A 23,076-nucleotide genomic window follows, 5' to 3' on the forward strand; every position below is an offset into this window, starting at 1 on the left:
GATGAAACCCCACGCCACGGCCATCAACCAACGGCTGCTACGCGGTCAGACGCCGTCCTATGAACGCTTGCAGGCGCGTCTGGCCGAAGACGGCAGCACGCTGGCCGCCGACCCGATTGCCGTACATTGCGGCTGGGGCCGGTTGCTGATCGGCCACACGTTTCCCGACCCGGCATCGCTGGCGCAGGAGCTGCTCAAAGAGCAGCCCGGCGAGCGTGATATCGCGCTGTACGTCGCGGCGCCGCAGCAGATCCTCGGCCTGGAACCGACGCAACTGTTTCTCGACCCGTCGGACACCTTGCGCCTGTGGTTCAGCGATTACCGCCAGGCCACCCGTGTGTTTCGCGGCTTTCGTATTCGCCGCGCGCAAAGTGAGGCGGACTGGCAGGCGATCAATCTGTTGTACCAGGCGCGCGGCATGTTGCCGATCGATGCCACGCGGCTGACGCCGCATCATCAGGGCGGCCCGGTGTACTGGCTGGCCGAGGATGAAGACAGCGGCGCGGTGATCGGCAGCGTCATGGGCCTGAACCATCAAAAGGCTTTCAACGACCCGGAAAACGGCAGCAGCCTGTGGTGCCTGGCGGTTGATCCGCAATGCTCGCGGCCGGGTGTTGGTGAAGTGCTGGTGCGACACCTGATCGAGCACTTCATGAGTCGCGGCTTGAGCTATCTGGATCTGTCAGTTCTGCATGACAACCGGCAGGCGAAAAACCTCTACGCCAAGCTCGGCTTTCGCAATCTGTCGACCTTCGCCATCAAGCGCAAAAACGGCATCAACCAGCCGCTGTTTCTCGGCCCGGGGCCAGAAGCGCAGTTCAATCCGTATGCGCGGATCATCGTTGAAGAAGCTCATCGACGCGGCATCGACGTACAAGTGGATGACGCCGATGCCGGGCTGTTCACTCTCAGCCACGGCGGGCGTCGCGTGCGTTGCCGCGAATCGCTGAGCGACCTGACCAGCGCGATCAGCATGAGCCTGTGCCAAGACAAAAGCCTGACCCACAAAGTGCTGAAAGGCGCCGGACTGAACCTGCCCTCGCAGCAACTGGCCGGTAATGCCGACGACAATCTGGCCTTCCTCGATGAGCATCAACGGGTGGTGGTCAAACCGCTCGACGGTGAACAGGGCCAAGGCGTAGCGGTGGATTTGCAGAGCATCGAAGAGGTGCAGCAAGCCATCGAAACGGCGAAGCAATTTGACAGCCGCGTGCTGCTCGAAAGCTTCCACGAAGGGCTTGATCTGCGGATTCTGGTGATCGGTTTTGAAGTGGTGGCGGCGGCGATTCGCAAACCGGCGGAAGTGGTCGGCGATGGCCAGCATTCGGTGGGCGCGTTGATCGAGGCGCAGAGCCGTCGTCGGCAAGCGGCGACCAGTGGCGAAAGCAAGATCCCGCTGGATCACGAAACCCAGCGCACCCTGCATGCGGCCGGTTATGACTACAGCAGCATTCTGCCGGCCGGCGAGCACCTGTTTGTGCGGCGCACGGCAAATCTGCACACCGGTGGCACGCTGGAAGATGTCACCGCAATCCTGCACCCGACGCTGGTCGATGCAGCGGTACGGGCGGCGCGGGCGCTGGACATTCCGATGGTCGGTCTCGACTTGATGGTGCCGGCGGCGGATCAACCCGAGTACGTGTTTATCGAGGCCAACGAACGCGCCGGTCTGGCCAACCATGAGCCGCAACCGACGGCGGAGCGCTTTGTCGACTTGTTGTTTCCGCACAGTCAGCCGGCTATTTAACCCTTTCCTGATCGTTCCCACGTCGAGGCGTCGAACCGTCTGCGTGGGAACGCCTCACCGGACGCTCTGCGTCCACTCTTGGGACGCAGAGCGTCCCCGGCTGCATTCCCACGCAGAGCGTGGGAACGATCAGTGCTCAACCCATCAGGAGTTTCCATGACCACGCAAATCCCCGAACCGGATCTCAACTACCTGCAAAAAGTCCTGCTGGAAATGCTCGCCATTCCCAGCCCCACCGGGTTCACCGACACCATCGTGCGTTACGTCGCCGAGCGTTTGGAAGAGCTCGGCATCCCCTTTGAAATGACTCGACGCGGCACCATTCGCGCCACGCTCAAAGGCAAGAAGAACAGCCCCGACCGCGCGGTTTCCGCGCACCTGGACACCATCGGCGCCGCCGTTCGTGCGATCAAGGACAACGGCCGCCTGACCCTCGCCCCGGTCGGCTGCTGGTCGAGCCGCTTTGCCGAGGGCAGCCGCGTCAGCCTGTTTACCGACAACGGCGTGATTCGCGGCAGTGTCTTGCCGTTGATGGCGTCCGGGCACGCGTTCAACACTGCCGTCGATGAAATGCCGATCAGTTGGGATCACGTTGAACTGCGTCTGGATGCCTACTGTGCGACCAAGGCTGACTGCGACTCGCTGGGCATCAGCATCGGCGACGTGGTGGCATTCGATCCGCTGCCGGAATTCACCGAAAGCGGGCACATCAGCGCCCGTCACCTGGATGACAAGGCCGGCGTTGCGGCGCTGCTCGCGGCACTCAAAGCCATCGTCGACAGCGGCCAGGAGCTGATGATCGACTGCCACCCGCTGTTCACCATCACCGAGGAAACCGGCAGCGGCGCGGCGGCGGCGCTGCCTTGGGACGTTAGCGAATTCGTCGGCATCGACATCGCGCCGGTCGCTCCCGGACAGCACTCCAGCGAGCATGCGGTGAGTGTGGCGATGCAGGATTCTGGCGGCCCGTACGATTATCACCTGTCGCGACATTTGCTGCGTCTGGCCGGTGAAAACGAACTGCCGGTGCGCCGCGACCTGTTCCGCTATTACTTCAGCGATGCGCACTCGGCGGTGACCGCCGGCCACGACATCCGCACCGCCCTGCTCGCGTTTGGCTGCGATGCGACCCATGGGTATGAGCGCACGCACATCGACAGTCTGGCGGCGTTGAGTCGTTTGCTGGGCGCTTATATTCTGAGCCCGCCGGTATTCGCCAGCGATGCGGCGCCGGCCAATGCCTCGCTCGATCGCTTCAGTCATCAGATTGAACATGACACGCAGATGGAGAGCGATACGCGAGTGCCGTCGGTGGACAGTCTGGTGGGGCAGCGTAACGATAGTTAGATCATCGTTGTTTGGAATACCGCTATCGCGAGCAGGCGAAGGCCTACCTTTGGAATGCGTTCCCCTGCAGGAGTTAGCCTGCTCGCGATGAGGTCGGTACAGGCAACACAAAACTGGCAGGCAAACCGCAATCGCCGTAGCATCCCGCCATTGATTCAGCCGAGGTGCCCATGCTTATTCCCCACGACCAACTTGAAGTCGACACCCTCACCCGCCTCATCGAGGATTTCGTCACCCGCGACGGCACCGACAACGGTGATGACACGCCGCTGGAAACCCGCGTGCTGCGCGTGCGTCAGGCATTGACCAAAGGCCAGGCGCTGATCGTCTTCGACCCGGAAAGCGAGCAGTGCCAGTTGATGCTCAAGCACGACGTGCCCAAGCACCTGTTCGACTGAAATCCTCAGCGAACTTTCTGCGTGGCTTGCTTGCGCTGAATCCGCTCATAGACCTCCGCGCGGTGCACGTTGACCTTTTGTGGCGCCTCGACGCCAAATCGCACGCTGGCACCGTTCACTGACAGAACGCGCAAGGTGATGTCATCACCGATTGAAATCAACTCACCAACGACACGGCTGAGTACAAGCATGAGATTCGTCCTTCAGGGTTAGCGAACCCTGAAGATGCGCGGCTTGCCGCGCCTCTTCAATGCACGGCGCGCAAATCAGTTTTGCCTTACACCCATGATCGCCGCGAGCTGTCAGACACTTCCCACAAAAGGTCTTCAGGCAGCAGAAAAGCGTGGCCCGAACAGAATCACGCTGGCGCCGATCACGCACAGCGCCACGCCGATCCAGTCCGAACCCAAGGGACGCACGCGCTCGACCACCATCAGCCAGCCAATCGAAGCGACGATGTAGATGCCGCCATAAGCGGCGTAGGCACGACCGGCATAGTTGGCTTCAACACGGGTCAGCAACAGTGCGAACAGGGTCAGGCTGAGCAGCGCAGGAATCACCCACAAGGCACTTTTGCCCTGACGCAGCCACATGAAGAAGGCGAAACAACCGGCGATTTCAAACAGCGCCGCAAGAAAGAACCACAGGTAATTGAGCATTGACGTGTCTCGACAGGGTGACCATTGCGGCCACCCTAACGACGCTGTCTCCGACGGGCAAGCTCAGCCGTTGTTCTGTTTGGCCTTAGCGCGCATTTTCTCCGCCATTGAGGTCATTTCGTTGTAGAGCAGTTGCGGGTTCTTCTGCTTCAGCGCCCAAGCCATGCGCCCTTGTTCGTGGGGCAGGATCATGAACTCGCCAGCGGCGACTTGCTGATAGATGTAGTCAGCGATATCCGCCGCCGTAATTGGCGAACTTTCCAGCAACTTGCCGACCTGCGCTTTCATCGCCGGGGTCGGCCCACGGAACGAATCGAGCAAGTTAGTCTGGAAGAACGAGGGGCAGACCACGTGCACGCCGACTTCCTGCTGCGCCAGTTCGATCAGCAGACTTTCCGACAGTGCTACCACGCCGGCCTTGGCCACGTTGTAGTTGCTCATCGCCGGGCCTTGCATCAGCGCCGCCATGGAGGCGATGTTGATGATTTTGCCTTTGCTTTGTTCAAGCAGCGGCAAGAACGCCTTGCAGCCCTTGACCACGCCCATCAGGTTGATCGCGATCTGCCAGTCCCAGTCTTCCAGCGACAGTTCGCTGAAAAAGCCACCCGAGGCCACGCCGGCGTTGTTGACGATGATGTCGATGCCGCCGAGCTTTTCTTCACAGGCTTGAGCGAACGCGGTGAGCTGGCTGTAATCACGTACATCACAGCGCTGGGTAAAACCGTCGCCACCGGCCTCGCGGACCATTTTCAGGGTTTCCTGAAGACCGGGTTCGCTGACGTCGGACAAGGCCAGTTGCCAGCCTTCACGTGCCCAGCGCAGCGCGATTTCGCGACCCAGGCCCGAGCCCGCACCAGTGATCATCATGCGATTTTGCATAGCACACAGCCTTGTTGTTCTGGGGAAGATGCGCCGAGTGTAGCGAAGGATCGGCGCGCGCCCACGCTCCATCAAGTTGCTGAATGCAAGATCAAAAGATCGCAGCCTTCGGCAGCTCCTACTTGGATTCGTGTAGGCGCTGTCGAGTGAAACGAGGCGGCGAACTTTTCGCTGCAAAGGAAATAATCGAGCAATCCAAATACATTAAAAAAACATTGAATTTTCCTTCATGCGCACCGGTCGGAATTTGTAAGCCGTCTGGAATTACTTAGTCTCCAGTCGCCCTTGAATACCAAGACTTCTCGAACACTATCAACAAGGAAATCGACATGGGCACAATTCTAATCATTATCCTGATCCTGTTGCTGATCGGTGGTCTGCCGGTCTTCCCGCACTCCAGAAGTTGGGGCTACGGTCCATCGGGCATTATCGGCGTGGTGTTGGTGGTGCTGTTGGTGCTGCTGTTACTCGGTCGGATATAACGATTCACGCGTAAAAAAAGAGGCCCTGTTAAGGGCCTCTTTTTTATTGCGCGGATCTTTCTGTTATAGATCGATCAGTCCGGCTTGCCGTGGATGACACCGGCGGTGTTATCCATCAGGCTCTTGGTTGCCGTTTGCAGGAACGCTTCGAGTTTGAGTTTCAACTCGGCGGTGCGCGGTGCATTCGGTACCACTTCGGCGTGCGGATTGGCCCCCAGTTGGTACTGCCACATCTTCGGCCCCATATCCTTGTCTCTCGGCAACACCAGAATCTGGTCAGCGGTGACGATGGCAGTGGTCTGCTCGCTGCCTGACGGCTTGATCACACCGAAACCGGTGTCGCCTTCCGGCAGGTTGAGCAAGTCGCGGCCCCAGCACTGGTGACGCACTTCGCCGCCGAGACGGCCCATGATGGTTGGCACGATATCGATCTGCGTACCCACTGTGTGGTCACGCGTACCGAACTTCTCCTGAATGCCTGGTGCGATCATCAGCATCGGTACGTTGAAGCGGCCCAGGTCCATTTCGGTGATCTGGCGCTCGTTGCCGAAGCCGTGGTCGCCGACGATAACGAACAGGGTTTCCTTGAAGTACGGCTCTTTGCGCGCCTTCTCGAAGAACTGACCCAGCGCCCAGTCCGAGTAACGCATGGCGGTCAAGTGTTCGTTGAGGCTGCCGCGATCGGTCACGCGCTCGACCGGCAATGGCGTCGGCAAGGCGTATGGCGTGTGGTTAGACAGGGTTTGCAGCAGCGCGTAGAACGGCTTGCCGTTTTCCCGCGCCTTCAACTCCTGCAGACCACGGTCGAACATGTCCTGGTCGGACACGCCCCAGGTCGGATCGGAGAACACCGGGTTGACGAAGTCGTTACGGCCAACGAAGTTGGTCATCCCCTGGTTGCTGAAAAAGCCCGACTGGTTGTCCCAGGCGAAGTCGCCGTTGTAGACGTATACGTCGTCGTAGTTGCGGGCGCTGAGCACCTGCGGCAAGCCGGACAGTTTGTGGCTGCCTTCCGGGGTCTGCATCAGGTATTCGAAACCTGGCAGGTTGGGGAAGCAGGCCATGGTCGCGAACATGCCCTGATGGGTGTGCGTACCGTTGGAGAAGAAGCGATCGAACAGCAGACCTTCCTTCGACAGTTTGTCCAGGTATGGCGTGATGTTGCCTGGCGCGCCCAGTGCACCGACCGAGTGACCGGCCATGCTTTCCATCAGGATCACCACAACGTTTTTGATCGGCAGGGTCTTGTCGGCCGGCGGCGTGTAATCACGGCGCACAGCGGCAATATCGGCATCGACCAGTTTTTCGTCTGGCATCAGCAGCATGTCGCGCACGACTTTCTGCGCCTGCTCTTGCGGCAACGTCGCTTTCCAGATGTTGTCGCGATCTTCGCCCATGCGAGATTTGGCGGCCTCGATCAGCGACAGCGTGGCGTTGAGGCCGAGCTGGTTGGCGAAGTTGGAATCGGTGGTGTAGACATCACCCCAGCGCATCGGCGGGCCCTGACGCAAGGTGCCACGGGCGGCAGCCACGCAGATCAGCAGGCAGACCATGAACACCGCCAGACGGGTGTACCACGGCGCAACTTGACGAGTACCCACGCTGCCGCCGCTGAACGGTCCGCGTGGACGCGTGGCACGATCGGCGCCTTTGAACGCAAGGGTCAGGATGACAGTGCCGATGGCCCACGCCAACAGATAGCGCACTACCGGAAAACCGTACCAGAGCATGCTCATCACGGTTTTCGGGTCTTCCTTCACGTACTGGAACACCAGGCCGTTGAGGCGCTGGTGGAACTCGCGGTAGAAGTCCATCTCCATCAGGCCGAGGAACAGCGCGATGCTTGAGGCGATGGTCAGCCACAAGCGGAAGAAGCCGCGTGCGGCCATGGCGCGGGCACTGAACAGCGCCAGCACCAGCGGAATGCACAGGTAAACCACCAGGCGCAGGTCAAAACGCAGGCCGTTGGCGAAGGCTTCGAGGAAGGTCGAAGCCGGGGTATCGAGGATCATCTCGCGGTTGTAGACCAGCAGCGCGAGGCGCAGCACGGAAAACATCACCATCATGACCAGCGCGCAAAGCAGCGTGTAGGCCAGATGCGATTTGACGGTCGGTTGCAGCAGGCGAGCAGAAGATCGCTGCTGATTCAGGGCGTCCGGGTTTGCCATGTCGTTTTAGGACCCATTGGAAGTTGAAGTTGCAAAAATACAGCGGCGCCATGCCCTCTATTGGTCATTCCAGACCCCGGGGCTTGCGCGGTGCGCAAATGTTGCACGATCACCCGCACCATTGCCATTGATTACTGCCCCGCCGCTAGACACTTTCATTTACAGCAGCGGACAAACAGCGCGGGCGAATTGTCAGGAACACTTTGTGAAAATTTCGTGCAACGCATATCTGGAAACACAATATAGATACAAAACAAAACGCCCCGACTTGTTCGGGGCGTTTCGTTGAACGCGGGCCGATTACTTCTCGGCGCGCGCTTTCAAAGCTTTGAGGGTGTTGAACGGAGCATCGACGACAAATTTGTTGGCAACCATTGCCGGCACGCTGCCACCTGGTTCGGTGTGCACTTGATAAGTGACTTCAACCTGGTCGCCCTTCGGTACGAACTTCCAGAAGCCTTTGACCTGCTGCACGCGGACAAAGCCTTTTTCTTCAGGAACGTACGTCGGCAGACCTTTGAGGTTGCGGGTCAAGCTGCCGTCGGCGCCTTCGACGGTGGTGACTTCGATCACCGAGTCACGCGGGGTGACTGGCCAAGGGGTGTTGAACTGGGTGTAGGTCCAGCTCTGATTGCCCTCGTGCTTGAGCAGTTTCTGGGTCTTGCATTCGTGAATCCAGGCGCACGCGCCAGCGACGTCTTCCTGCAGTGCGCGCAATTTGGCGACGGTGGTTTTCATCAGCGCAACACCCTGGTAGGACTTGTAGTCCGAACCTGGCACTTCACTCAGGGACACCTTGATACCGTCCTCGTTCTTGGCGACTTTCCAGTCTTCAGCCTGAGCGACGGAGGTAGCCAGCACAGCGGTCAAACCACACAACACAGCGATACGATGCAGCGAACCCATAGTCTTATTCCTTATTGTTGAAGTTCCGTTCGTTTGACACATCACGCCGCCGTCATCTGCTCCCACCAGCCAATCAGCCTGATCGCTTCTTCCGAGCTGCTGCCACAGACTTCGACATCCGCCGCGAAGCCGGAACAGACTGCCGGGCGCTCGGGGCGGCCGAAAATGCTGCACAGGTTTTCGACCGAGAGTTGCACGCAACGTTCGCCGGCAGGTTTGCCATCAGGCATGCCGGGAATTGGCGAACTGATGGAAGGGGCAATGCAGCAAGCGCCACAGCCTTCACGGCATTTCATGACGAACAATTCCTCGCGACGGGCGATGTGTAAAAGGGACGCGGAACAGAGTAACCGCTAAAACGGCTGTTTCAAATTCCCGGAACCGGGGTTTTTACCGATAACTGAATGTGACTGACCAGTCTCCGACAAAGCGTCTGGTCTGCGGGTCACAGATGGCCTGCAGTCACTGCTTGAATTCAAAATCCAGCGCCGCACCTTCGACTTCACGGCGCTCTTCGTTGCGCAGTTGCAACTGCATTTCGTTGCTGAGCAAACGTCCGTTGAGCTGGAAGCCGTTGTTCTTCTCGCCAAACATCTGCGGCAGGATCGGCTCGCGCTTGGGCAATTCAACCGTGCCCTTGGGCTTCAATTCCTCGACCATGTCCTTGGGCAGGCTCAAATCGAGTTTGGCCGACGGCAACTTGGTTTTTACCACTTCGCTGGCAGGTTTCGATTTGGACGCGATTGGCTTGCGCTTCTTGATGACTTTTTGCTGAGGTTTCTTCGCGGGAGTTGCCTTCTGCGCTGGCGTGTTTTTTTTCGCCGGGCTCGTCGCCGCCGGTTTTTCCTGAGCCGCAGCGGCCACGACGCCAGGCGCATGACCGATCATCAGCAAACCCAGCAAAACCCAAGCGGCAGGAGCAATCGCTTTCATGAACCCAACAGTGGCAAACGGCAGATGGCCATATGCTCGCTTGTTGGGCGCCACAAGACAAGCATCAGCCACCGCTCGTTCAGAATCCGCCAGCGGTTTCCTGACACAGTTGCGTCGCCAGCAAGCCAAGGGTCATCAACGCCCGCTCCGCCTCGCGGTTCCACGGAATCCCGCAGTTCAGGCGAATACAGTGGTTGAACTGCTCGGTATTACTGAAGATCAGTCCCGGCGCAATGCTGATGCCCTGCTGCAGGGCGCGCACATGCAATTCCTGAGTATTCACCCTACCCGGCAAGCTCACCCAGAGGATGAAACCGCCCGTAGGCCGGGTCATTTGCGTACCCTCGGGGAAGTACTGCTGCACCGCCAACTGGAAGGCACTGAGGTTTTTTCGGTATTCCTGGCGGATGTACCGTAAATGCCGGTCATAACCGCCGTTTTCCAGATAAGCGGCAATCGCCATCTGCGTCACGCTGCACGCCGAGTGGGTGCTGAAGGTCTGCAAGCGCTGGATTTCCTGCTGATATTTGCCAGCGATCATCCAGCCGATGCGCACACCGGGTGACAAGGTTTTGGAGAAGCTCGAACAGTAGATCACCCGATCCAGTCGGTCATAAGCCTTGAGCGCTTTGGTTTTGCCCTGCTCGAACATCAACTCGCCATAGATGTCGTCTTCGACAATCTGGATGTCGAAGTCCGAGGCCAGACGCAGCAACTGTTTCTGCCGCTCTTCGGGCATGGTGCCGCCCAGTGGGTTGCTCAGGCGCGTGGTCAGCACCAGCGCTTTGATCGACCACTGGTTGGCCGCCAGTTGCAAGGCTTCGAGGCTCATGCCGGTGGCAGGATCGCTGGGGATTTCGATGACTTTCAGGCCGAGCAGATCGGCCAGTTGCAGCAAACCGTAATAGGTTGGTGATTCGGCGGCGATCAGATCGCCCGGGCGGGTCAGCACGCGCAACGACATCTGCAAGGCGTCGACACAACCGTGGGTGATGACCACTTCCGACGGATCGACCACCACACCGGCATCACGCATGCGGATCGCCACTTGCCGGCGCAGCGGCTCAAAACCGGGGCTGAACATGTAGCTGAAGGCGCGTGGGCTATGAAAACGCGTGACCTTGGCCAGTTGCTGATGCAAGGCGCGCACCGGCAAGTAATCGACACTTGGCACGGCAGCGCCGAGCGGGAACACACCTTCACGGCGTGATTCGACCAGCACCTGTTGAATGATGCTGCTGCGGGTGACCAGACCGGGACGCTCAACCCGCGCGATGTCCGGTGTCGGTGCAGTCAGCGCAGGCGTTTGGTGTACGTAATATCCGGACTGCGGACGTGCGCGAATCAGCCCCTGATCTTCGAGATTGGCGTAGGCCTGCAACACCGTCGCATGGCTGACGTTGAGCTGCGAACTCATCTTGCGTACCGAAGGCACGCGCTCCCCCGGTTGATAGACCCCACGGCGGATGTCTTCGGCCAGTTGCTGAGCAATACGTTGGTAGAGCAAGAGATTGGTCATGACGCAGCACTCGATTTCACGGGCATTTTATTCTTGTGTGAAACAATACCGGAACAGTTTAGAAGTGTACTGGGACAGTTGCCACATTACTCGACCATACAGTGCGGTGTCTGCCCCCTACTGTACGGATTGCGAGCCAATCGACAGACGTAAAAAAGCCCGGCACTGCATGACAGCCCGGGCTTTCCAGAGACGCAACCCTTAACGGGCGGCGCCGAGCTGGCCTTTTTCATCGGAGAAGACAATTTCAACCCGACGATTCTGTGCCCGCCCACGCTCGGAAGCGTTGGCGTCCACCGGGTATTCGTCGCCGTAGCCTTCGACCTGAATGCGTTTGTCGTCGATGCCCAGGTCCATCAGCACGTCCGCCACCGATTGCGCGCGGTCACGGGACAGCTTGAGGTTCTCCTGTTTGCCGCCGGTGCTGTCGGTGTAGCCCTCGATGCGCACTACACGTTTGGGGTTCAGTTGCAGGAACTGGACGATTTTCAGCACAACACGGTTGGCCGAGTTTTTCAGCTCCGCTTCACCGGTGTCGAACAGCACATCGCCGAGGGTCATCACCAGACCACGGTCGGTCTGCGTGGTGGCCAGTGCTACGATCTGTTCTTCCAGCCATTTGCCCTGTTGCTGCACGCTGAGCAACTTCGATTCACGCAAGGCCAATTGCAGGCGCTGACGCTCCAGCTCAAGTTTGGCTGCGCGCTCCTCATTGAGCACCTGATTGGTGTGCTCGCGGGCGATTTCGCTGTAACGCTGGCTCAGGTAGGCGTAGTGCACAACATCGGAACCGCTGCCCCAATAGGTCGACAGGCGATCGGCACGAGCCAGGGACTCACCGGCGCGGATCACGTCTTTCGGCGCGATGCGCAGCACGTTGGAGTCTTCCTTGACCTTCTGGAAGTCGGCGCTGGCTTCCTGCAGAGCGGATTCGCTGTGCTGACCGGCGCAGCCGTACAGGCTGACGCAACCGGCGAGGATCAGGCCGCCGACAACTTTCGACTTGAGGCTCATTGGGCATCTCCCAGTTGCTTGCGCAGACGGACGATGCGGGTGTTAAGCACATTCACCTGTTCTTGACTTTTTTGCGTCAGCACTTTGGCTTCGGCCAGACGTGCATCCAGTTCAGCCTGCTCCGAACGCATACGCGCGTTCCGATAGGACTGGTCAGCCATGTTGCCTTTGGCGCGGTTGTACTTGGTTTCGGCCAGTTTCATTTCCGGTACTTCATCGGCGGTGGCGCCAACAGCCTTGGCCTGGGTGATGGCTTGCTCGGTCAGGCGCATTTGTTCATTGGGTGCCGGATCGGTCGCGCAACCGGCCAGGGCCAGAACGGCCACAGCCGCGAAAAGAGGTCGAATACTCACTAAGAATCCCTACTGTTTTGGGGCACTGACGGGTTGTGGCGGCTGTTGCTGCTGCGCCTTCCAGCGCTCGATATTGCGTTGCAGCGCGGCTTCCGTCAGTCCGGACGCGGGCAATTCTGTCATCTTTTTGGCCAACTGTCCGCGCAACCACGGATCGTTGCATGCCGAGTTATGCGAAACCGCGAGGAACAGCCCCGGCCGGTCGACCGGTTGCTCGAACACCAACAGGTCATTGGCCATACCCAATGCCTGCGCGGCGGCCATGCCCGAGTAGCGGCCGGCGAGTACATATTCCACTTCGCCCAAGAGCAATTTCTGTAGCGCCTGAGTGAGGTTGGCTGTCCGGGTCAGGGTCAGATTCTGCTCGGCGAAAGTGCCAAATGCCTGGGTCATACGAGACTTTTCCGACAACGCACCGACGTGACCGTGCAGGTCTTTGGCCTCGCTGTAGACCAGCGTCGAGCCTTTGCGGGTCCACACCAGATAGTCGTTTTCCAGCAACGGCGGATGGATGTAGTCGAGGTTTTCCAGCTCATTGAGGGTCAGCGGCGCGTCAGCGAGCATGTCCATGCGCCCGCTGCGCACTTCATCGAAGGCTTGCGAACGTTTGCCGGCGTAGAGCAATTCGACTTTGATGCCGAGGTCTTTGGCGACTTGTTGCAGCAGATCAGCGCTGGCACCGATCAACTGCTTGGGGTTTTGTGGGTCTTGCCACAGATACGGCGGCGCATCCGGGCTACCGGTGACGACGAGGCGCTCGCATTTGCCAGCGGCCATAGCCAAACCTGGCAACAGGGCCAACCCCAACAACCATCCGCAACGCAGATCCATGGCAAAACGCTCCCACTCAAATCCGAGACAAAAAAAAGCCCGACCAACAGGCCGGGCTCTTTATAAGTGAAGCCGCTGGATTAGACCAGCTTCTCCAGCTCAGGGACGGCTTCGAACAGATCCGCCACGAGACCGTAATCGGCCACCTGGAAGATCGGCGCTTCTTCGTCCTTGTTAATCGCAACGATCACCTTGGAGTCTTTCATACCGGCCAAGTGCTGGATCGCACCGGAGATACCGACGGCAATGTACAGCTGTGGCGCAACAATCTTGCCGGTCTGACCGACCTGCATGTCGTTCGGTACGAAACCTGCGTCGACCGCGGCGCGCGAAGCACCGACAGCAGCGCCCAGCTTGTCGGCCAGAGCGTACAGGTGTTTGAAGTTGTCGCCGTTCTGCATGCCGCGGCCGCCGGAAACGACGATCTTGGCAGCGGTCAGCTCAGGACGATCGGACTTGGCCAGTTCTTCGTTGACGAAGCTGGAAGTGCCGGCGTTGTGCGCAGCAGCAACTGCTTCAACGGCAGCCGAACCACCTTCAGCGGCAACCGGGTCGAAACCGGTAGCACGTACAGTGATCACTTTGATCGCAGCGGTCGACTGCACGGTAGCGATAGCGTTACCGGCGTAGATCGGACGCTTGAACGTGTCAGCGCTTTCGACCGAGATGATCTCGGAGATCTGGTCAACGTCCAGCTGCGCGGCAACGCGCGGCAGGATGTTTTTGCCGTTGGAGGTGGCGGCAGCCAGGATGTGGCTGTAACCAGCGCCCAGCTCTGCAACCAATGGCGCAACGTTTTCCGGCAACTGATGCGCGTAAGCGGCGTTGTCAGCGTTGAGGACTTTGCTCACGCCAGCGATTTTCGCAGCGGCTTCAGCCACGGCGCCAGCGCCTTGACCTGCAACCAGAACGTGGACGTCGCCGCCGATTTTGACCGCAGCAGCCACGGTGTTCAGTGTGGCCGGGGCCAGCACTTTGTTGTCGTGTTCAGCAATAACCAAGATAGTCATTTAGATTACCTTCGCTTCGTTTTTCAGTTTCTCGACCAGTTCAGCTACCGACTTAACCTTGATACCCGCGCTGCGTGCAGCCGGCGCTTCGACTTTCAGGGTCTTGTTGGTGGAGGCGGTGGAAACGCCCAAAGCGTCCGGAGTCAGCACTTCGAGAGGCTTCTTCTTGGCTTTCATGATGTTTGGCAGGGACGCGTAGCGCGGCTCGTTCAAACGCAGGTCGGTAGTGACGATTGCCGGCAGTTTCAGGGAAACCGTCTGCGCGCCGCCATCGATTTCACGGGTCACGGCAACGCTGTCGCCGGAGACTTCGACTTTCGAGGCGAACGTGCCCTGACCGTAGCCGCTCAGTGCAGCAAGCATCTGGCCGGTCTGGTTGTTGTCGCTATCGATCGCCTGTTTGCCGAGGATAACCAGTTGCGGCTGTTCCTTGTCGACCACAGCCTTGAGCAGCTTGGCCACGGCGAGCGAGGTCAGATCTTCAGCGGATTCGACGAGGATGGCACGGTCGGCACCCAGAGCCAGTGCGGTACGCAGTTGCTCCTGAGCGGTGGTCGGGCCGATGGAGACGACGACGATTTCAGTCGCAACACCTTTCTCTTTCAGGCGTACGGCTTCTTCCACTGCGATTTCGCAGAACGGGTTCATCGACATCTTGACGTTGGCGAGATCGACGCCGGAATTGTCCGCCTTGACGCGAACCTTGACGTTGTAATCCACAACGCGTTTGACAGCTACAAGAACCTTCATGGATTCCTCGTTACTCTCCGGTGAAAAGAAAGTCGCCTAGGCGAACCTGGCGGTTGATGCTCATCAGGCTAAAGGGCACCTCTAAAAACGCCGACTTGGGTGTCTGGTGGCTGCACAGTGTGAGGACCTGCGACCGTTCGTCAGGGGTGACCGACGAGTCATTGATCTTCACGCTGTGTAAACTGCGCGCCGGACTGCGCTGCGCATCACCTTCTACTGCCTGTGCCCTGTCTTTAGACGTGCTCTTGAAACCGCCAGTCTGCCTACGACGAGCGCAAAACCGCCCGTATCTTGACCGGAACGCCTATTCCGGTCAATACAGCAAAATGACCATTCATAAGCCGCGCTTCTTTGATTTCTCTGGGCTGGAGCCGATTCAAACAAACGTTTGTATTGGACGCTCGGAGTGGTGTAGATATAATGCGCCGCCTAGAGAGAAAGGTCGGTCTCCAATATTCCCCTTGACGTTAACGTAAAGGAATAGCGGATGCGACATCAAACCTCCAAATTAGAAAAAAAACTGTTGAGCCTTGAGTAGGAGATAGCCTGTGGAACGCGAATACATGGAATTCGACGTGGTCATCGTCGGTGCCGGCCCCGCTGGCCTGTCCGCCGCCTGCCGTCTGAAGCAGAAGGCCGCCGAAGCCGGTAAGGAAATCAGCGTCTGCGTGGTCGAAAAAGGCTCCGAAGTCGGCGCACACATCCTGTCCGGTGCCGTATTCGAACCACGCGCTCTGAACGAACTGTTCCCGGACTGGAAAGAACTTGGCGCGCCGCTGAACACGCCAGTGACCCGCGACGATATTTTCGTGCTGAAAAACGCCGAAAACGCGCAAAAAATTCCGGACTTCTTTGTGCCCAAGACCATGCACAACGAAGGCAACTACATTATTTCCCTCGGCAACCTGTGCCGCTGGCTCGCCCAGCAGGCCGAGAACCTTGGCGTCGAAATCTACCCGGGTTTCGCCGCTCAGGAAGCGCTGATCGACGAACAAGGCGTGGTGCGCGGGATCATCACTGGTGATCTGGGCGTCGACCGTGAAGGCAACCCGAAAGAAGGCCTGTACACCCCAGGCATGGAACTGCGTGGCAAGTACACGCTGTTCGCCGAAGGCTGCCGTGGCCACATCGGCAAGCAACTGATCAAGCGCTACAACCTCGACAGCGATGCCGACGCCCAGCACTACGGCATCGGCCTGAAAGAAATCTGGGAAATCGACCCGGCCAAACATCAGCCAGGCTTGGTGGTGCACACCGCTGGTTGGCCGCTGGACATCATGGGCACCGAAAACACCGGCGGCTCGTTCCTCTATCACCTGGAAAACAACCAGGTGGTGGTTGGTCTGATCGTTGACCTGTCCTACAGCAACACTTACCTGTCGCCGTTCGACGAGTTCCAGCGCCTCAAGCATCACCCGGTGCTGGCCCAGTATCTGGAAGGCGGCAAGCGCATCAGCTACGGCGCGCGCGCGATCTGCAAAGGTGGCCTGAACTCGCTGCCGAAAATGGTCTTCAAGGGCGGCGCGTTGATCGGTTGCGACCTCGGCACCCTGAACTTCGCCAAGATCAAGGGCAGCCACACCGCGATGAAGTCCGGCATGCTCGCTGCAGAATCGGTGGCTGACGCGCTGTTCGCGGAAAAGGACGGCACTGAAGAGTTGACCACTTACGTCGACGCGTTCAAGAAGAGCTGGCTCTACGACGAACTGTTCGCCAGCCGTAACTTCGGCCCGGCGATCCACAAGTTCGGCGCCATCGTTGGCGGCGGTTTCAACTGGCTGGACCAGAACATCTTCGGCGGCAAACTGCCGTTCACCCTGCACGACACCAAGCCGGACTACGCCTGCCTCAAGCTCGCCGCCGACTGCAAAAAGATCGACTACCCGAAACCCGACGGCAAACTCAGCTTCGACAAACTGAGCTCGGTGTTCATCTCCGGTACCAACCACGAAGAAGAGCAGCCGTGCCACCTGAAGCTGACCGACCCGAGCATCCCGATCAGCAAAAACCTGCCGCTGTACGACGAACCGGCGCAGCGCTACTGCCCGGCCGGTGTGTACGAAGTGATCACCAAGGAAGACGGCGAGAAGCGCTTCCAGATCAACGCGCAGAACTGCGTGCACTGCAAGACCTGTGACATCAAGGACCCTTCGCAGAACATCACCTGGGTTACGCCGGAAGGCGCTGGCGGCCCGACTTACCCGAATATGTAAGTCGAACCGCTGAACATCAAGGCTCCCGAATCGGGGGCCTTTTTGTTGCCCAAAACTCCTCTGACACCACAAAACAACTGTGGGAGCGAGCCTGCTCGCGAAAGCGGTGTGTCATATAAAAATGATGTCGACTGATGCACCGCATTCGCGAGCCGGCTCGCTCCCACAGGGAATTATCGTCTAATCAGGCAGCGCGTTCGTCACCCGGACTACGCTCAAAGTAGCGCTTGTACTCGCGGCTGAATTGCGAAGTACTCTGATACCCCACCCGATGCGCCACCTGCGCCACACCCAGGCCTTCGGCGACCAACAACGTCTGCGCCTTCAATAACCTCAGACGCTTCAGATACTGCACCGGCGACAACAACGTGCTGCGTTTGAAATGCTCATGAAAGGTCGACACGCTCATGTTCGCGCAACCGGCCAGCGTTTCAACGTTCAACGGCTCGGTGTAATGCGCATGCAGATGACTGATCGACGCCGCCACCCGCGCGAACTGCCCCTGCTGCTCGACCAACGCGCGCAATACATCAGCCTGCGGCCCACGTAACGCGACAAACAACAACTCCCTTACCCGCGCCGGCCCCAGAATCTGACACTCCAGCGGATCATGCAGGCAACTGAGCAAGCGCTCGACGCAACCGCGCATGGCATCGTCGAGCACCACCGAGGTCATCGACTCCGGCGTCTGCGCCGGGATATGCCGGCCCGGCGCCAGCCCCATGGCCAACACCAACTCACCGAGCAGCACCCGATCAATCGCCACCGACACCCCGAGCAACGGTGCATCCGGCAAGGCAAACGTCTCGCATTCGAACGGCACCGGCAGCGCCTGAATAAGATAATGCCCGGCACCGTATTCCATGGTGCGCGGCCCGAGAAACGCCAGTTTGCTGCCTTGGGCGATGATCATCAGGCTCGGTTCATAAATGTGCGGGCCACGGGCGACGTCGCAACTGGCGCGCAACACTTGCACACCGGGCAGCCCGGTCTGACTGTAACCATCGCGCAGCGCCAGCGGTTCGATCAGCGAAACCAGCCGGGCGTTGGCATCAAGATGACGGGTCAATTGCATCGAATTGCTCTTCACAAAAAATCACGAAAATAAGGGATGAAAGCATCATCGCAGATCCTTTTGCCAATGCGACCGATCAAACCCGCATGCCGGAGGATTAGGCATGAGACCCGGAGGAATCGTCATGGCCGGACCGACAGTCGGCGCCCAGAATGCGCCGCCTCACTTGTTCCTGCTTTTGCGAGGTTTCACATGTACACCGCTATCGGTTATGCCGCCCAATCGGCCACCACCCCCCTCGCCCCGATGAAATTCGAACGCCGTAGTCCTCGTGCCGACGACGTAGCGATCGAGATTCTGTATTGCGGCGTCTGCCACTCCGACATCCACCAGGCGCGCAACGAATGGGGTATCGCCGTTTACCCGCTGATGCCCGGCCACGAGATCGTCGGCAAAGTCACCGCCGTCGGTGCGAACGTCACCCGACACAAAGTAGGCGATCTGGTCGGCGTCGGCTGCATGGTCGACTCGTGCCGCACCTGTGAAGCCTGCCAGTCGAACCTTGAGCAATATTGCCTCGAAGGTCCGACCATGACCTATGCCACCCCGGACCGGGTCGACGGCAGCAACACCATGGGCGGTTATTCGGACAGCATCGTCGTCAGCGAACACTTCGTCGTGCGCATCCCGGAGAAACTGGCACTCGCCAGCGCCGCGCCGATTCTCTGTGCCGGCATCACCACCTACTCGCCGCTCAAGCACTACGGTGTAAAAGCGGGCGACAAGGTCGGGATTCTCGGCATGGGCGGTCTGGGCCACATGGGCATCAAGTTCGCAAAGGCCATGGGCGCCGAAGTCACGCTGTTCACCCGCTCGGCGAGCAAGGCCGAAGAAGGTCGTCGTCAGGGTGCCGATCACGTGATCGTGTCCACCGATGCCGAGCAAATGAAAGCCGCGGCCGGTTACTTCGACTTCCTGCTCGACACCATTCCGGTGCAGCACGACCTCAACCCGTACCTCGACACCCTGCGTTTCGATGGTGTGCATATTCTGGTTGGCCTGATCGAACCGATCGATCCACCTGTGCACGCCGGCAAACTGGTGATGAGCCGTCGCGTGCTGGCCGGCTCGTTGATCGGTGGCGTCGCCGAAACCCAGGAAGTCCTGGATTTCTGCGCCGAGCACAACATCACCTGCGACATCGAAATGCTCGACATCCGCCAGATCAACGAGGCTTATGCGCGCATGATCGCTGGCGACGTGAAGTATCGTTTCGTGATCGACATGGCGACGCTCAAAGTTTAAATCTTTAGACCGAGTTCCGCCGAGAGCCGGGCTGTGACCCCTTTGATCAGGGGAATCAGCTCGGCCATTTTTTCCAGCGGCATGTACGGCACGGTGCTGGCGATACTGATCGCCGCCACGATGCCCTTGCTCGCATCCCGAATCGGCGCCGCCACGCAGCGGATCGACGGTTCGTTGTCCTCCAGATCGAAGGCGTAGCCACCGGCGACGTACTCGGTCATGCGCTGCTCAAGCTGCTCCCACGACTGTTGAGGATGCTGCGGCCAGAACTGACTCTTCCCACCTGCCGGCAGACTGATGTCGTACAGACGTTGCCAATCTTTCGGTGAGTCATCGAGCATCAATGCCTTACCAATACCGGTGCGCGCCAGCGGCATGCGATGGCCGACCCGCGAACGCATTTCCGGGCCGTTGCGCCCCGGATTTTTCAGCAGATACAACACTTCATCGCCTTCGCGAATGCCCAAGTGCACGGTGTCACCAGTCAGCGCCGACAACTCGTCCAGATACGGCCCGGCCAGGGTCACCAGCGGCAACTCTTCACGCGCCTGGAAACCCAGTTCGATCAGCTTCGGTCCGAGCAGGTAACCGATTTGCGGCACCACGCGCAGATAGCGCTCATCCACCAGACAACTGGCCAGACGATGGGTGGTGCTGCGCGTGGTGCCGATCAGCCGGGCGATCTCCTTGAGATCGCGAGCGCCACTGGCGACGGCTTGCACCACACCCAAGCCACGCAACAGCGTCTGGGTGCCGGTGGGTGCGGCGTCCTTGGTTTTTTCCGGAGCGTCTTCCTGCATATCCAGCCTTTTACCGTTGAGCGAAGGAACGGGCGGCATTATGGTCGCCCGACGCAGACCACTACAACTCGATACGCTCGACCTTGCCGACCAGCAGCACATACGACAATGCACCGATCAAGGCGAGCACCGCGATGTAGGTGATCGCCGGCGCGAACGAATCGCCGCTGGCAAGGAAGCCGATGACGATCGGCGTGGCAATCGCCGACAGGTTGCCGATGAAGTTGAACACCCCGCCGGTCAGCCCGAGCAACCGTGCCGGCGCCAGCGTCGACACCAGCGACCAGGTGATCGAGGCCAGACCGTTGCCGAAAAATGCCAACGCCAGAAAGGCAATCACCAGCGGCGTCGACTCAACGAAGTTGGCGCCGATGATCGAGGTGGAAATAAGCAGCCCGCCAATGATCGGCAACTTGCGCGCAAACCCGACGGTGTAGCCGCGACGAATCAAGAAGTCGGAAAAGAACCCCGAACACAGCACACCGATGAACGCGGCGAGAAACGGCAGCGATGCCAACAGGCCGGACTTGATGAAGTCCATGCCGCGATACTTCACCAGATAGGTCGGAAACCAGGTGAGGAAAAACCACAGCGTCGAGTTCAGGCAGAACTGGCCGAGGTAGATGCCCCACAATTTGCGCTTGGTCAGGACGATGCCCAAATCGGTCCAGCTGAATTTGGCTTTGACCTTGGCCGACTCTTGCTGAATATCAACTAAACCACCGCCCTCGCGGATCAGGTCGATTTCCGCTTCGTTCGCGCCTTTGAAATCCCGTGGCTCGCGATACACCGCGTACCAGATCGCCGCCCAGATAATGCCGACAGCGCCTGTTGCGACGAACACCATGTGCCAGCCGAATTCATGTTGCAGCCAGGCGAGCACCGGAGTGAGAAATGCCAGACCAACGAACTGTCCCGATGTGTAAAAACCAATCGCCGTGGCGCGTTCCCGCTCGGGAAACCACGTCGTGACCACACGGCTGTTGATCGGATAAGCCGGCGCTTCCAGCGCACCGACCGCCATGCGCAATACAAACAACGCGATGAAACTCGCAGCGAAACCGAGCATCACCGTAGCCACAGACCACAACAACAAAGCGACGCTGTAAAGAATGCGCGGCGGCACGCGATCGACCAACCAGCCGCCGGGGATCTGCATCGCGGCGTAAGTCCAGCCGAACGCGGAGAAAATCAGACCGACGTGAATCGGATCGATGCCCAGCTCACTGGTCAGCGCCGGCGCAGCAATCGACAGGTTGCTGCGGTCGAGGTAGTTGATGACCACGGTGATAAACAGCAACACCATGATGAAAAAACGCTTACGGCTGGGCGTGACTAAAGACGCCTGCCCGGTGAGGGTTTGCGGTTGCATGGGGAGAGCCTCTTTTTATGTTTATTGAGGTCGGCCTGAGGCCTTGCATCTGATCGTTCCCACGCTCCGCGTGGGAATGCAGCCCGGGACGCTCCGCGTCCCAAAAGCGGACGCAGAGCGTCCATTGAGGCATTCCCACGCAGAGCGTGGGAACGATCTCATCGGGTGTGTCAGGCAGGACTCACCACTCGGCAAAACTGCCATCGGCATGGCGCCAGATCGGGTTGCGCCAGCGGTGGCCAACGGCCGCACGCTCGATCACGTATTCCTCGTTGATCTCGATACCCAACCCCGGGCCGTTGGGGATCTTCACGAAACCTTTGTCGTAATCGAACACCCGTGGATCCTTCACGTAGTCGAGCAAATCGTTGCTCTCGTTGTAATGGATGCCCAGGCTTTGCTCCTGGATAAACGCGTTGTAACAAGCCGCGTCCAATTGCAAACACGCCGCCAGCGCAATCGGCCCCAGCGGGCAGTGCAGCGCCAGTGCCACGTCGTAGGCCTCGGCCATGTTGGCGATCTTGCGGGTTTCGGTGATGCCGCCCGCGTGGGAGGCATCCGGCTGGATGATGTCGACGTAGCCTTCGCTCAACACACGTTTAAAGTCCCAACGCGAAAACAGCCGCTCACCCAGAGCAATCGGCGTGCTGGTCAACGGTGCGAGCTCTTTCAGCGCTTCGTAGTTTTCGCTGAGCACCGGCTCTTCGATGAACATCAGTTTGTACGGATCGAGTTCCTTCATCAGCACCTTGGCCATCGGCTTGTGCACGCGGCCATGGAAGTCGACACCGATGCCGACGTTCGGCCCAACCGCGTCACGCACGGCGGCGACATTGGCCAGCGCCAGATCGACTTTTTCGAAGGTATCGAGGAACTGCAGCTCTTCGGTGCCGTTCATTTTCACCGCCGTGAAACCACGGCTCACCGCCTCTTTCGCCGCACGCGCGGTGTCCGCTGGACGGTCGCCGCCAATCCACGAATACACGCGAATCTTGTCACGCACCTGGCCACCGAGCAGATCGCTGACCGACACCCCGAGGGCCTTGCCCTTGATGTCCCACAACGCCTGATCGATACCCGCCAGCGCGCTCATGTGAATCGCGCCGCCACGGTAGAAACCGCCGCGATACAGCACGGTCCAGATGTCTTCGATATTGCGTGGGTCTTTGCCAATCAGGTAGTCGGACAATTCTTCAACGGCAGCCGCGACGGTATGCGCGCGCCCTTCAACAACGGGTTCGCCCCAACCGGTCACGCCTTCGTCGGTTTCGACCTTGAGAAAGCACCAGCGCGGCGGGACGATAAAGGTGGTGAGTTTGGTGATTTTCATCTTTTTGTCTCTCTTATAGATGTAGCGCACACAGCGCCAAAAAGT

General features: G+C 59.2%; 23 protein-coding genes. 6 read left to right on the forward strand and 17 right to left on the reverse strand.

From position 1 onward, the window contains the following. The first annotated feature begins 1 nt into the window (after position 1). The 3 genes from ngg (at position 2) to AC0ZWN_RS03290 (ending at position 3,492) form a co-directional block, all read left to right on the forward strand. Positions 2 to 1,747, forward strand: a complete 1,746-nt coding sequence (gene ngg / locus AC0ZWN_RS03280; protein ID WP_194934054.1) for an N-acetylglutaminylglutamine synthetase — start codon at positions 2 to 4, stop codon at positions 1,745 to 1,747. 156 nt (positions 1,748 to 1,903) lie between these two features. Next, a complete protein-coding gene (locus tag AC0ZWN_RS03285) occupies positions 1,904 to 3,094 on the forward strand; it encodes an osmoprotectant NAGGN system M42 family peptidase (protein ID WP_016985987.1) in 1,191 nt (396 codons plus the stop codon). Positions 3,095 to 3,264: 170 nt separating this feature from the next. Then, on the forward strand, positions 3,265 to 3,492 hold the full coding sequence (locus AC0ZWN_RS03290) for a YheU family protein (RefSeq protein ID WP_003199186.1): 228 nt from the start codon (positions 3,265 to 3,267) through the stop codon (positions 3,490 to 3,492). 5 nt (positions 3,493 to 3,497) lie between these two features. On the opposite strand, the gene csrA is transcribed toward AC0ZWN_RS03290, so the two are convergent. From csrA to AC0ZWN_RS03305, 3 genes are all read right to left on the reverse strand, one after another. Further along, the gene (csrA, locus tag AC0ZWN_RS03295; protein WP_016985988.1) at positions 3,498 to 3,683 is read right to left on the reverse strand and encodes a carbon storage regulator CsrA; all 186 of its coding nucleotides are present in this window, start codon (positions 3,681 to 3,683) and stop codon (positions 3,498 to 3,500) included. Positions 3,684 to 3,818: 135 nt separating this feature from the next. After that, on the reverse strand, positions 3,819 to 4,151 hold the full coding sequence (locus tag AC0ZWN_RS03300; RefSeq protein ID WP_008088571.1) for a YnfA family protein: 333 nt from the start codon (positions 4,149 to 4,151) through the stop codon (positions 3,819 to 3,821). A gap of 63 nt (positions 4,152 to 4,214) precedes the next feature. Then, a complete protein-coding gene (locus AC0ZWN_RS03305) occupies positions 4,215 to 5,030 on the reverse strand; it encodes an SDR family oxidoreductase (RefSeq protein ID WP_093435347.1) in 816 nt (271 codons plus the stop codon). Positions 5,031 to 5,353: 323 nt separating this feature from the next. Between AC0ZWN_RS03305 and AC0ZWN_RS03310 the strand changes: the two genes are divergently transcribed. Then, complete coding sequence (locus AC0ZWN_RS03310; RefSeq protein WP_169432680.1) at positions 5,354 to 5,512, forward strand: DUF3309 family protein; 159 nt, start codon at positions 5,354 to 5,356, stop codon at positions 5,510 to 5,512. A 74-nt stretch (positions 5,513 to 5,586) separates the two neighbouring features. On the opposite strand, the gene AC0ZWN_RS03315 is transcribed toward AC0ZWN_RS03310, so the two are convergent. The 10 genes from AC0ZWN_RS03315 to AC0ZWN_RS03360 all read right to left on the reverse strand — a co-directional run bounded on the left by AC0ZWN_RS03315 (position 5,587) and on the right by AC0ZWN_RS03360 (position 14,996). Then, positions 5,587 to 7,680 (reverse strand): LTA synthase family protein, encoded by a 2,094-nt coding sequence (locus AC0ZWN_RS03315; RefSeq protein WP_095048584.1) that lies wholly within the window; start codon positions 7,678 to 7,680, stop codon positions 5,587 to 5,589. A 300-nt stretch (positions 7,681 to 7,980) separates the two neighbouring features. After that, positions 7,981 to 8,586 carry an START domain-containing protein gene (locus AC0ZWN_RS03320; protein ID WP_476334044.1) on the reverse strand — a complete coding sequence of 202 codons (606 nt, stop codon included), beginning with the start codon at positions 8,584 to 8,586 and terminating at the stop codon, positions 7,981 to 7,983. Between the two features lie 41 nt (positions 8,587 to 8,627). Continuing rightward, the gene (locus tag AC0ZWN_RS03325) at positions 8,628 to 8,882 is read right to left on the reverse strand and encodes a YkgJ family cysteine cluster protein (RefSeq protein ID WP_007908349.1); all 255 of its coding nucleotides are present in this window, start codon (positions 8,880 to 8,882) and stop codon (positions 8,628 to 8,630) included. Positions 8,883 to 9,048: 166 nt separating this feature from the next. Beyond that, positions 9,049 to 9,519 (reverse strand): translation initiation factor 2, encoded by a 471-nt coding sequence (locus tag AC0ZWN_RS03330; RefSeq protein WP_476334046.1) that lies wholly within the window; start codon positions 9,517 to 9,519, stop codon positions 9,049 to 9,051. Positions 9,520 to 9,598: 79 nt separating this feature from the next. Beyond that, positions 9,599 to 11,038 (reverse strand): aminotransferase-like domain-containing protein, encoded by a 1,440-nt coding sequence (locus tag AC0ZWN_RS03335; RefSeq protein WP_016985994.1) that lies wholly within the window; start codon positions 11,036 to 11,038, stop codon positions 9,599 to 9,601. A gap of 201 nt (positions 11,039 to 11,239) precedes the next feature. Further along, a complete protein-coding gene (locus AC0ZWN_RS03340) occupies positions 11,240 to 12,052 on the reverse strand; it encodes an OmpA family protein (RefSeq protein WP_034155321.1) in 813 nt (270 codons plus the stop codon). Next, positions 12,049 to 12,405: a DUF4398 domain-containing protein gene (locus tag AC0ZWN_RS03345; protein ID WP_093435356.1), complete on the reverse strand. Its 357-nt coding sequence runs from the start codon at positions 12,403 to 12,405 to the stop codon at positions 12,049 to 12,051. Before AC0ZWN_RS03345 ends, AC0ZWN_RS03340 begins: the two co-directional genes overlap by 4 nt. Before the next feature lie 9 nt (positions 12,406 to 12,414). Beyond that, positions 12,415 to 13,236 carry a substrate-binding periplasmic protein gene (locus AC0ZWN_RS03350; protein ID WP_476334048.1) on the reverse strand — a complete coding sequence of 274 codons (822 nt, stop codon included), beginning with the start codon at positions 13,234 to 13,236 and terminating at the stop codon, positions 12,415 to 12,417. Positions 13,237 to 13,316: 80 nt separating this feature from the next. Beyond that, the gene (locus AC0ZWN_RS03355; RefSeq protein ID WP_093435361.1) at positions 13,317 to 14,246 is read right to left on the reverse strand and encodes an electron transfer flavoprotein subunit alpha/FixB family protein; all 930 of its coding nucleotides are present in this window, start codon (positions 14,244 to 14,246) and stop codon (positions 13,317 to 13,319) included. Then, complete coding sequence (locus AC0ZWN_RS03360) at positions 14,247 to 14,996, reverse strand: electron transfer flavoprotein subunit beta/FixA family protein (RefSeq protein WP_007908338.1); 750 nt, start codon at positions 14,994 to 14,996, stop codon at positions 14,247 to 14,249. A 548-nt stretch (positions 14,997 to 15,544) separates the two neighbouring features. Between AC0ZWN_RS03360 and AC0ZWN_RS03365 the strand changes: the two genes are divergently transcribed. Beyond that, positions 15,545 to 17,209, forward strand: coding sequence for an electron transfer flavoprotein-ubiquinone oxidoreductase (locus AC0ZWN_RS03365; protein WP_016985998.1), 1,665 nt, complete (start codon positions 15,545 to 15,547; stop codon positions 17,207 to 17,209). Between the two features lie 184 nt (positions 17,210 to 17,393). Here AC0ZWN_RS03365 and AC0ZWN_RS03370 read toward each other — a convergent pair whose 3' ends face one another. After that, positions 17,394 to 18,284: an AraC family transcriptional regulator gene (locus AC0ZWN_RS03370; RefSeq protein WP_099756894.1), complete on the reverse strand. Its 891-nt coding sequence runs from the start codon at positions 18,282 to 18,284 to the stop codon at positions 17,394 to 17,396. A gap of 192 nt (positions 18,285 to 18,476) precedes the next feature. On the opposite strand from AC0ZWN_RS03370, the gene AC0ZWN_RS03375 reads away from it, so the two are divergent. Then, positions 18,477 to 19,529, forward strand: a complete 1,053-nt coding sequence (locus AC0ZWN_RS03375; protein WP_093435364.1) for an NAD(P)-dependent alcohol dehydrogenase — start codon at positions 18,477 to 18,479, stop codon at positions 19,527 to 19,529. Here AC0ZWN_RS03375 and AC0ZWN_RS03380 read toward each other — a convergent pair. The 3 genes from AC0ZWN_RS03380 to dgoD all read right to left on the reverse strand — a co-directional run bounded on the left by AC0ZWN_RS03380 (position 19,526) and on the right by dgoD (position 23,031). Continuing rightward, positions 19,526 to 20,329 carry an IclR family transcriptional regulator gene (locus tag AC0ZWN_RS03380; protein WP_093435365.1) on the reverse strand — a complete coding sequence of 268 codons (804 nt, stop codon included), beginning with the start codon at positions 20,327 to 20,329 and terminating at the stop codon, positions 19,526 to 19,528. The genes AC0ZWN_RS03375 and AC0ZWN_RS03380 overlap by 4 nt on opposite strands. Before the next feature lie 61 nt (positions 20,330 to 20,390). After that, a complete protein-coding gene (locus tag AC0ZWN_RS03385; protein WP_095048589.1) occupies positions 20,391 to 21,701 on the reverse strand; it encodes an MFS transporter in 1,311 nt (436 codons plus the stop codon). Positions 21,702 to 21,882: 181 nt separating this feature from the next. Beyond that, a complete protein-coding gene (gene dgoD, locus AC0ZWN_RS03390; protein ID WP_007908327.1) occupies positions 21,883 to 23,031 on the reverse strand; it encodes a galactonate dehydratase in 1,149 nt (382 codons plus the stop codon). Positions 23,032 to 23,076: the final 45 nt, after the last annotated feature.

The sequence above is a fragment of the Pseudomonas sp. 3B-A001-10F genome (genome assembly GCF_056313565.1).

What these genes read in the sequence shown, in the direction of transcription:
- AC0ZWN_RS03380 (WP_093435365.1), bottom strand. Translation starts at nt 20,329, where the DNA reads ATGCAGGAAGACGCTCCGGAAAAAACCAAGGACGCCGCACCCACCGGC.
- AC0ZWN_RS03355 (WP_093435361.1), bottom strand. Translation starts at nt 14,246, where the DNA reads ATGACTATCTTGGTTATTGCTGAACACGACAACAAAGTGCTGGCCCCG.
- AC0ZWN_RS03290 (WP_003199186.1), top strand. Translation starts at nt 3,265, where the DNA reads ATGCTTATTCCCCACGACCAACTTGAAGTCGACACCCTCACCCGCCTC.
- AC0ZWN_RS03375 (WP_093435364.1), top strand. Translation starts at nt 18,477, where the DNA reads ATGTACACCGCTATCGGTTATGCCGCCCAATCGGCCACCACCCCCCTC.
- AC0ZWN_RS03305 (WP_093435347.1), bottom strand. Translation starts at nt 5,030, where the DNA reads ATGCAAAATCGCATGATGATCACTGGTGCGGGCTCGGGCCTGGGTCGC.
- ngg (WP_194934054.1), top strand. Translation starts at nt 2, where the DNA reads ATGAAACCCCACGCCACGGCCATCAACCAACGGCTGCTACGCGGTCAG.
- AC0ZWN_RS03285 (WP_016985987.1), top strand. Translation starts at nt 1,904, where the DNA reads ATGACCACGCAAATCCCCGAACCGGATCTCAACTACCTGCAAAAAGTC.
- AC0ZWN_RS03325 (WP_007908349.1), bottom strand. Translation starts at nt 8,882, where the DNA reads ATGAAATGCCGTGAAGGCTGTGGCGCTTGCTGCATTGCCCCTTCCATC.
- AC0ZWN_RS03320 (WP_476334044.1), bottom strand. Translation starts at nt 8,586, where the DNA reads ATGGGTTCGCTGCATCGTATCGCTGTGTTGTGTGGTTTGACCGCTGTG.
- AC0ZWN_RS03360 (WP_007908338.1), bottom strand. Translation starts at nt 14,996, where the DNA reads ATGAAGGTTCTTGTAGCTGTCAAACGCGTTGTGGATTACAACGTCAAG.
- AC0ZWN_RS03315 (WP_095048584.1), bottom strand. Translation starts at nt 7,680, where the DNA reads ATGGCAAACCCGGACGCCCTGAATCAGCAGCGATCTTCTGCTCGCCTG.
- AC0ZWN_RS03370 (WP_099756894.1), bottom strand. Translation starts at nt 18,284, where the DNA reads ATGCAATTGACCCGTCATCTTGATGCCAACGCCCGGCTGGTTTCGCTG.
- dgoD (WP_007908327.1), bottom strand. Translation starts at nt 23,031, where the DNA reads ATGAAAATCACCAAACTCACCACCTTTATCGTCCCGCCGCGCTGGTGC.
- AC0ZWN_RS03300 (WP_008088571.1), bottom strand. Translation starts at nt 4,151, where the DNA reads ATGCTCAATTACCTGTGGTTCTTTCTTGCGGCGCTGTTTGAAATCGCC.
- AC0ZWN_RS03330 (WP_476334046.1), bottom strand. Translation starts at nt 9,519, where the DNA reads ATGAAAGCGATTGCTCCTGCCGCTTGGGTTTTGCTGGGTTTGCTGATG.
- AC0ZWN_RS03385 (WP_095048589.1), bottom strand. Translation starts at nt 21,701, where the DNA reads ATGCAACCGCAAACCCTCACCGGGCAGGCGTCTTTAGTCACGCCCAGC.
- AC0ZWN_RS03350 (WP_476334048.1), bottom strand. Translation starts at nt 13,236, where the DNA reads ATGGATCTGCGTTGCGGATGGTTGTTGGGGTTGGCCCTGTTGCCAGGT.
- csrA (WP_016985988.1), bottom strand. Translation starts at nt 3,683, where the DNA reads ATGCTTGTACTCAGCCGTGTCGTTGGTGAGTTGATTTCAATCGGTGAT.
- AC0ZWN_RS03340 (WP_034155321.1), bottom strand. Translation starts at nt 12,052, where the DNA reads ATGAGCCTCAAGTCGAAAGTTGTCGGCGGCCTGATCCTCGCCGGTTGC.
- AC0ZWN_RS03335 (WP_016985994.1), bottom strand. Translation starts at nt 11,038, where the DNA reads ATGACCAATCTCTTGCTCTACCAACGTATTGCTCAGCAACTGGCCGAA.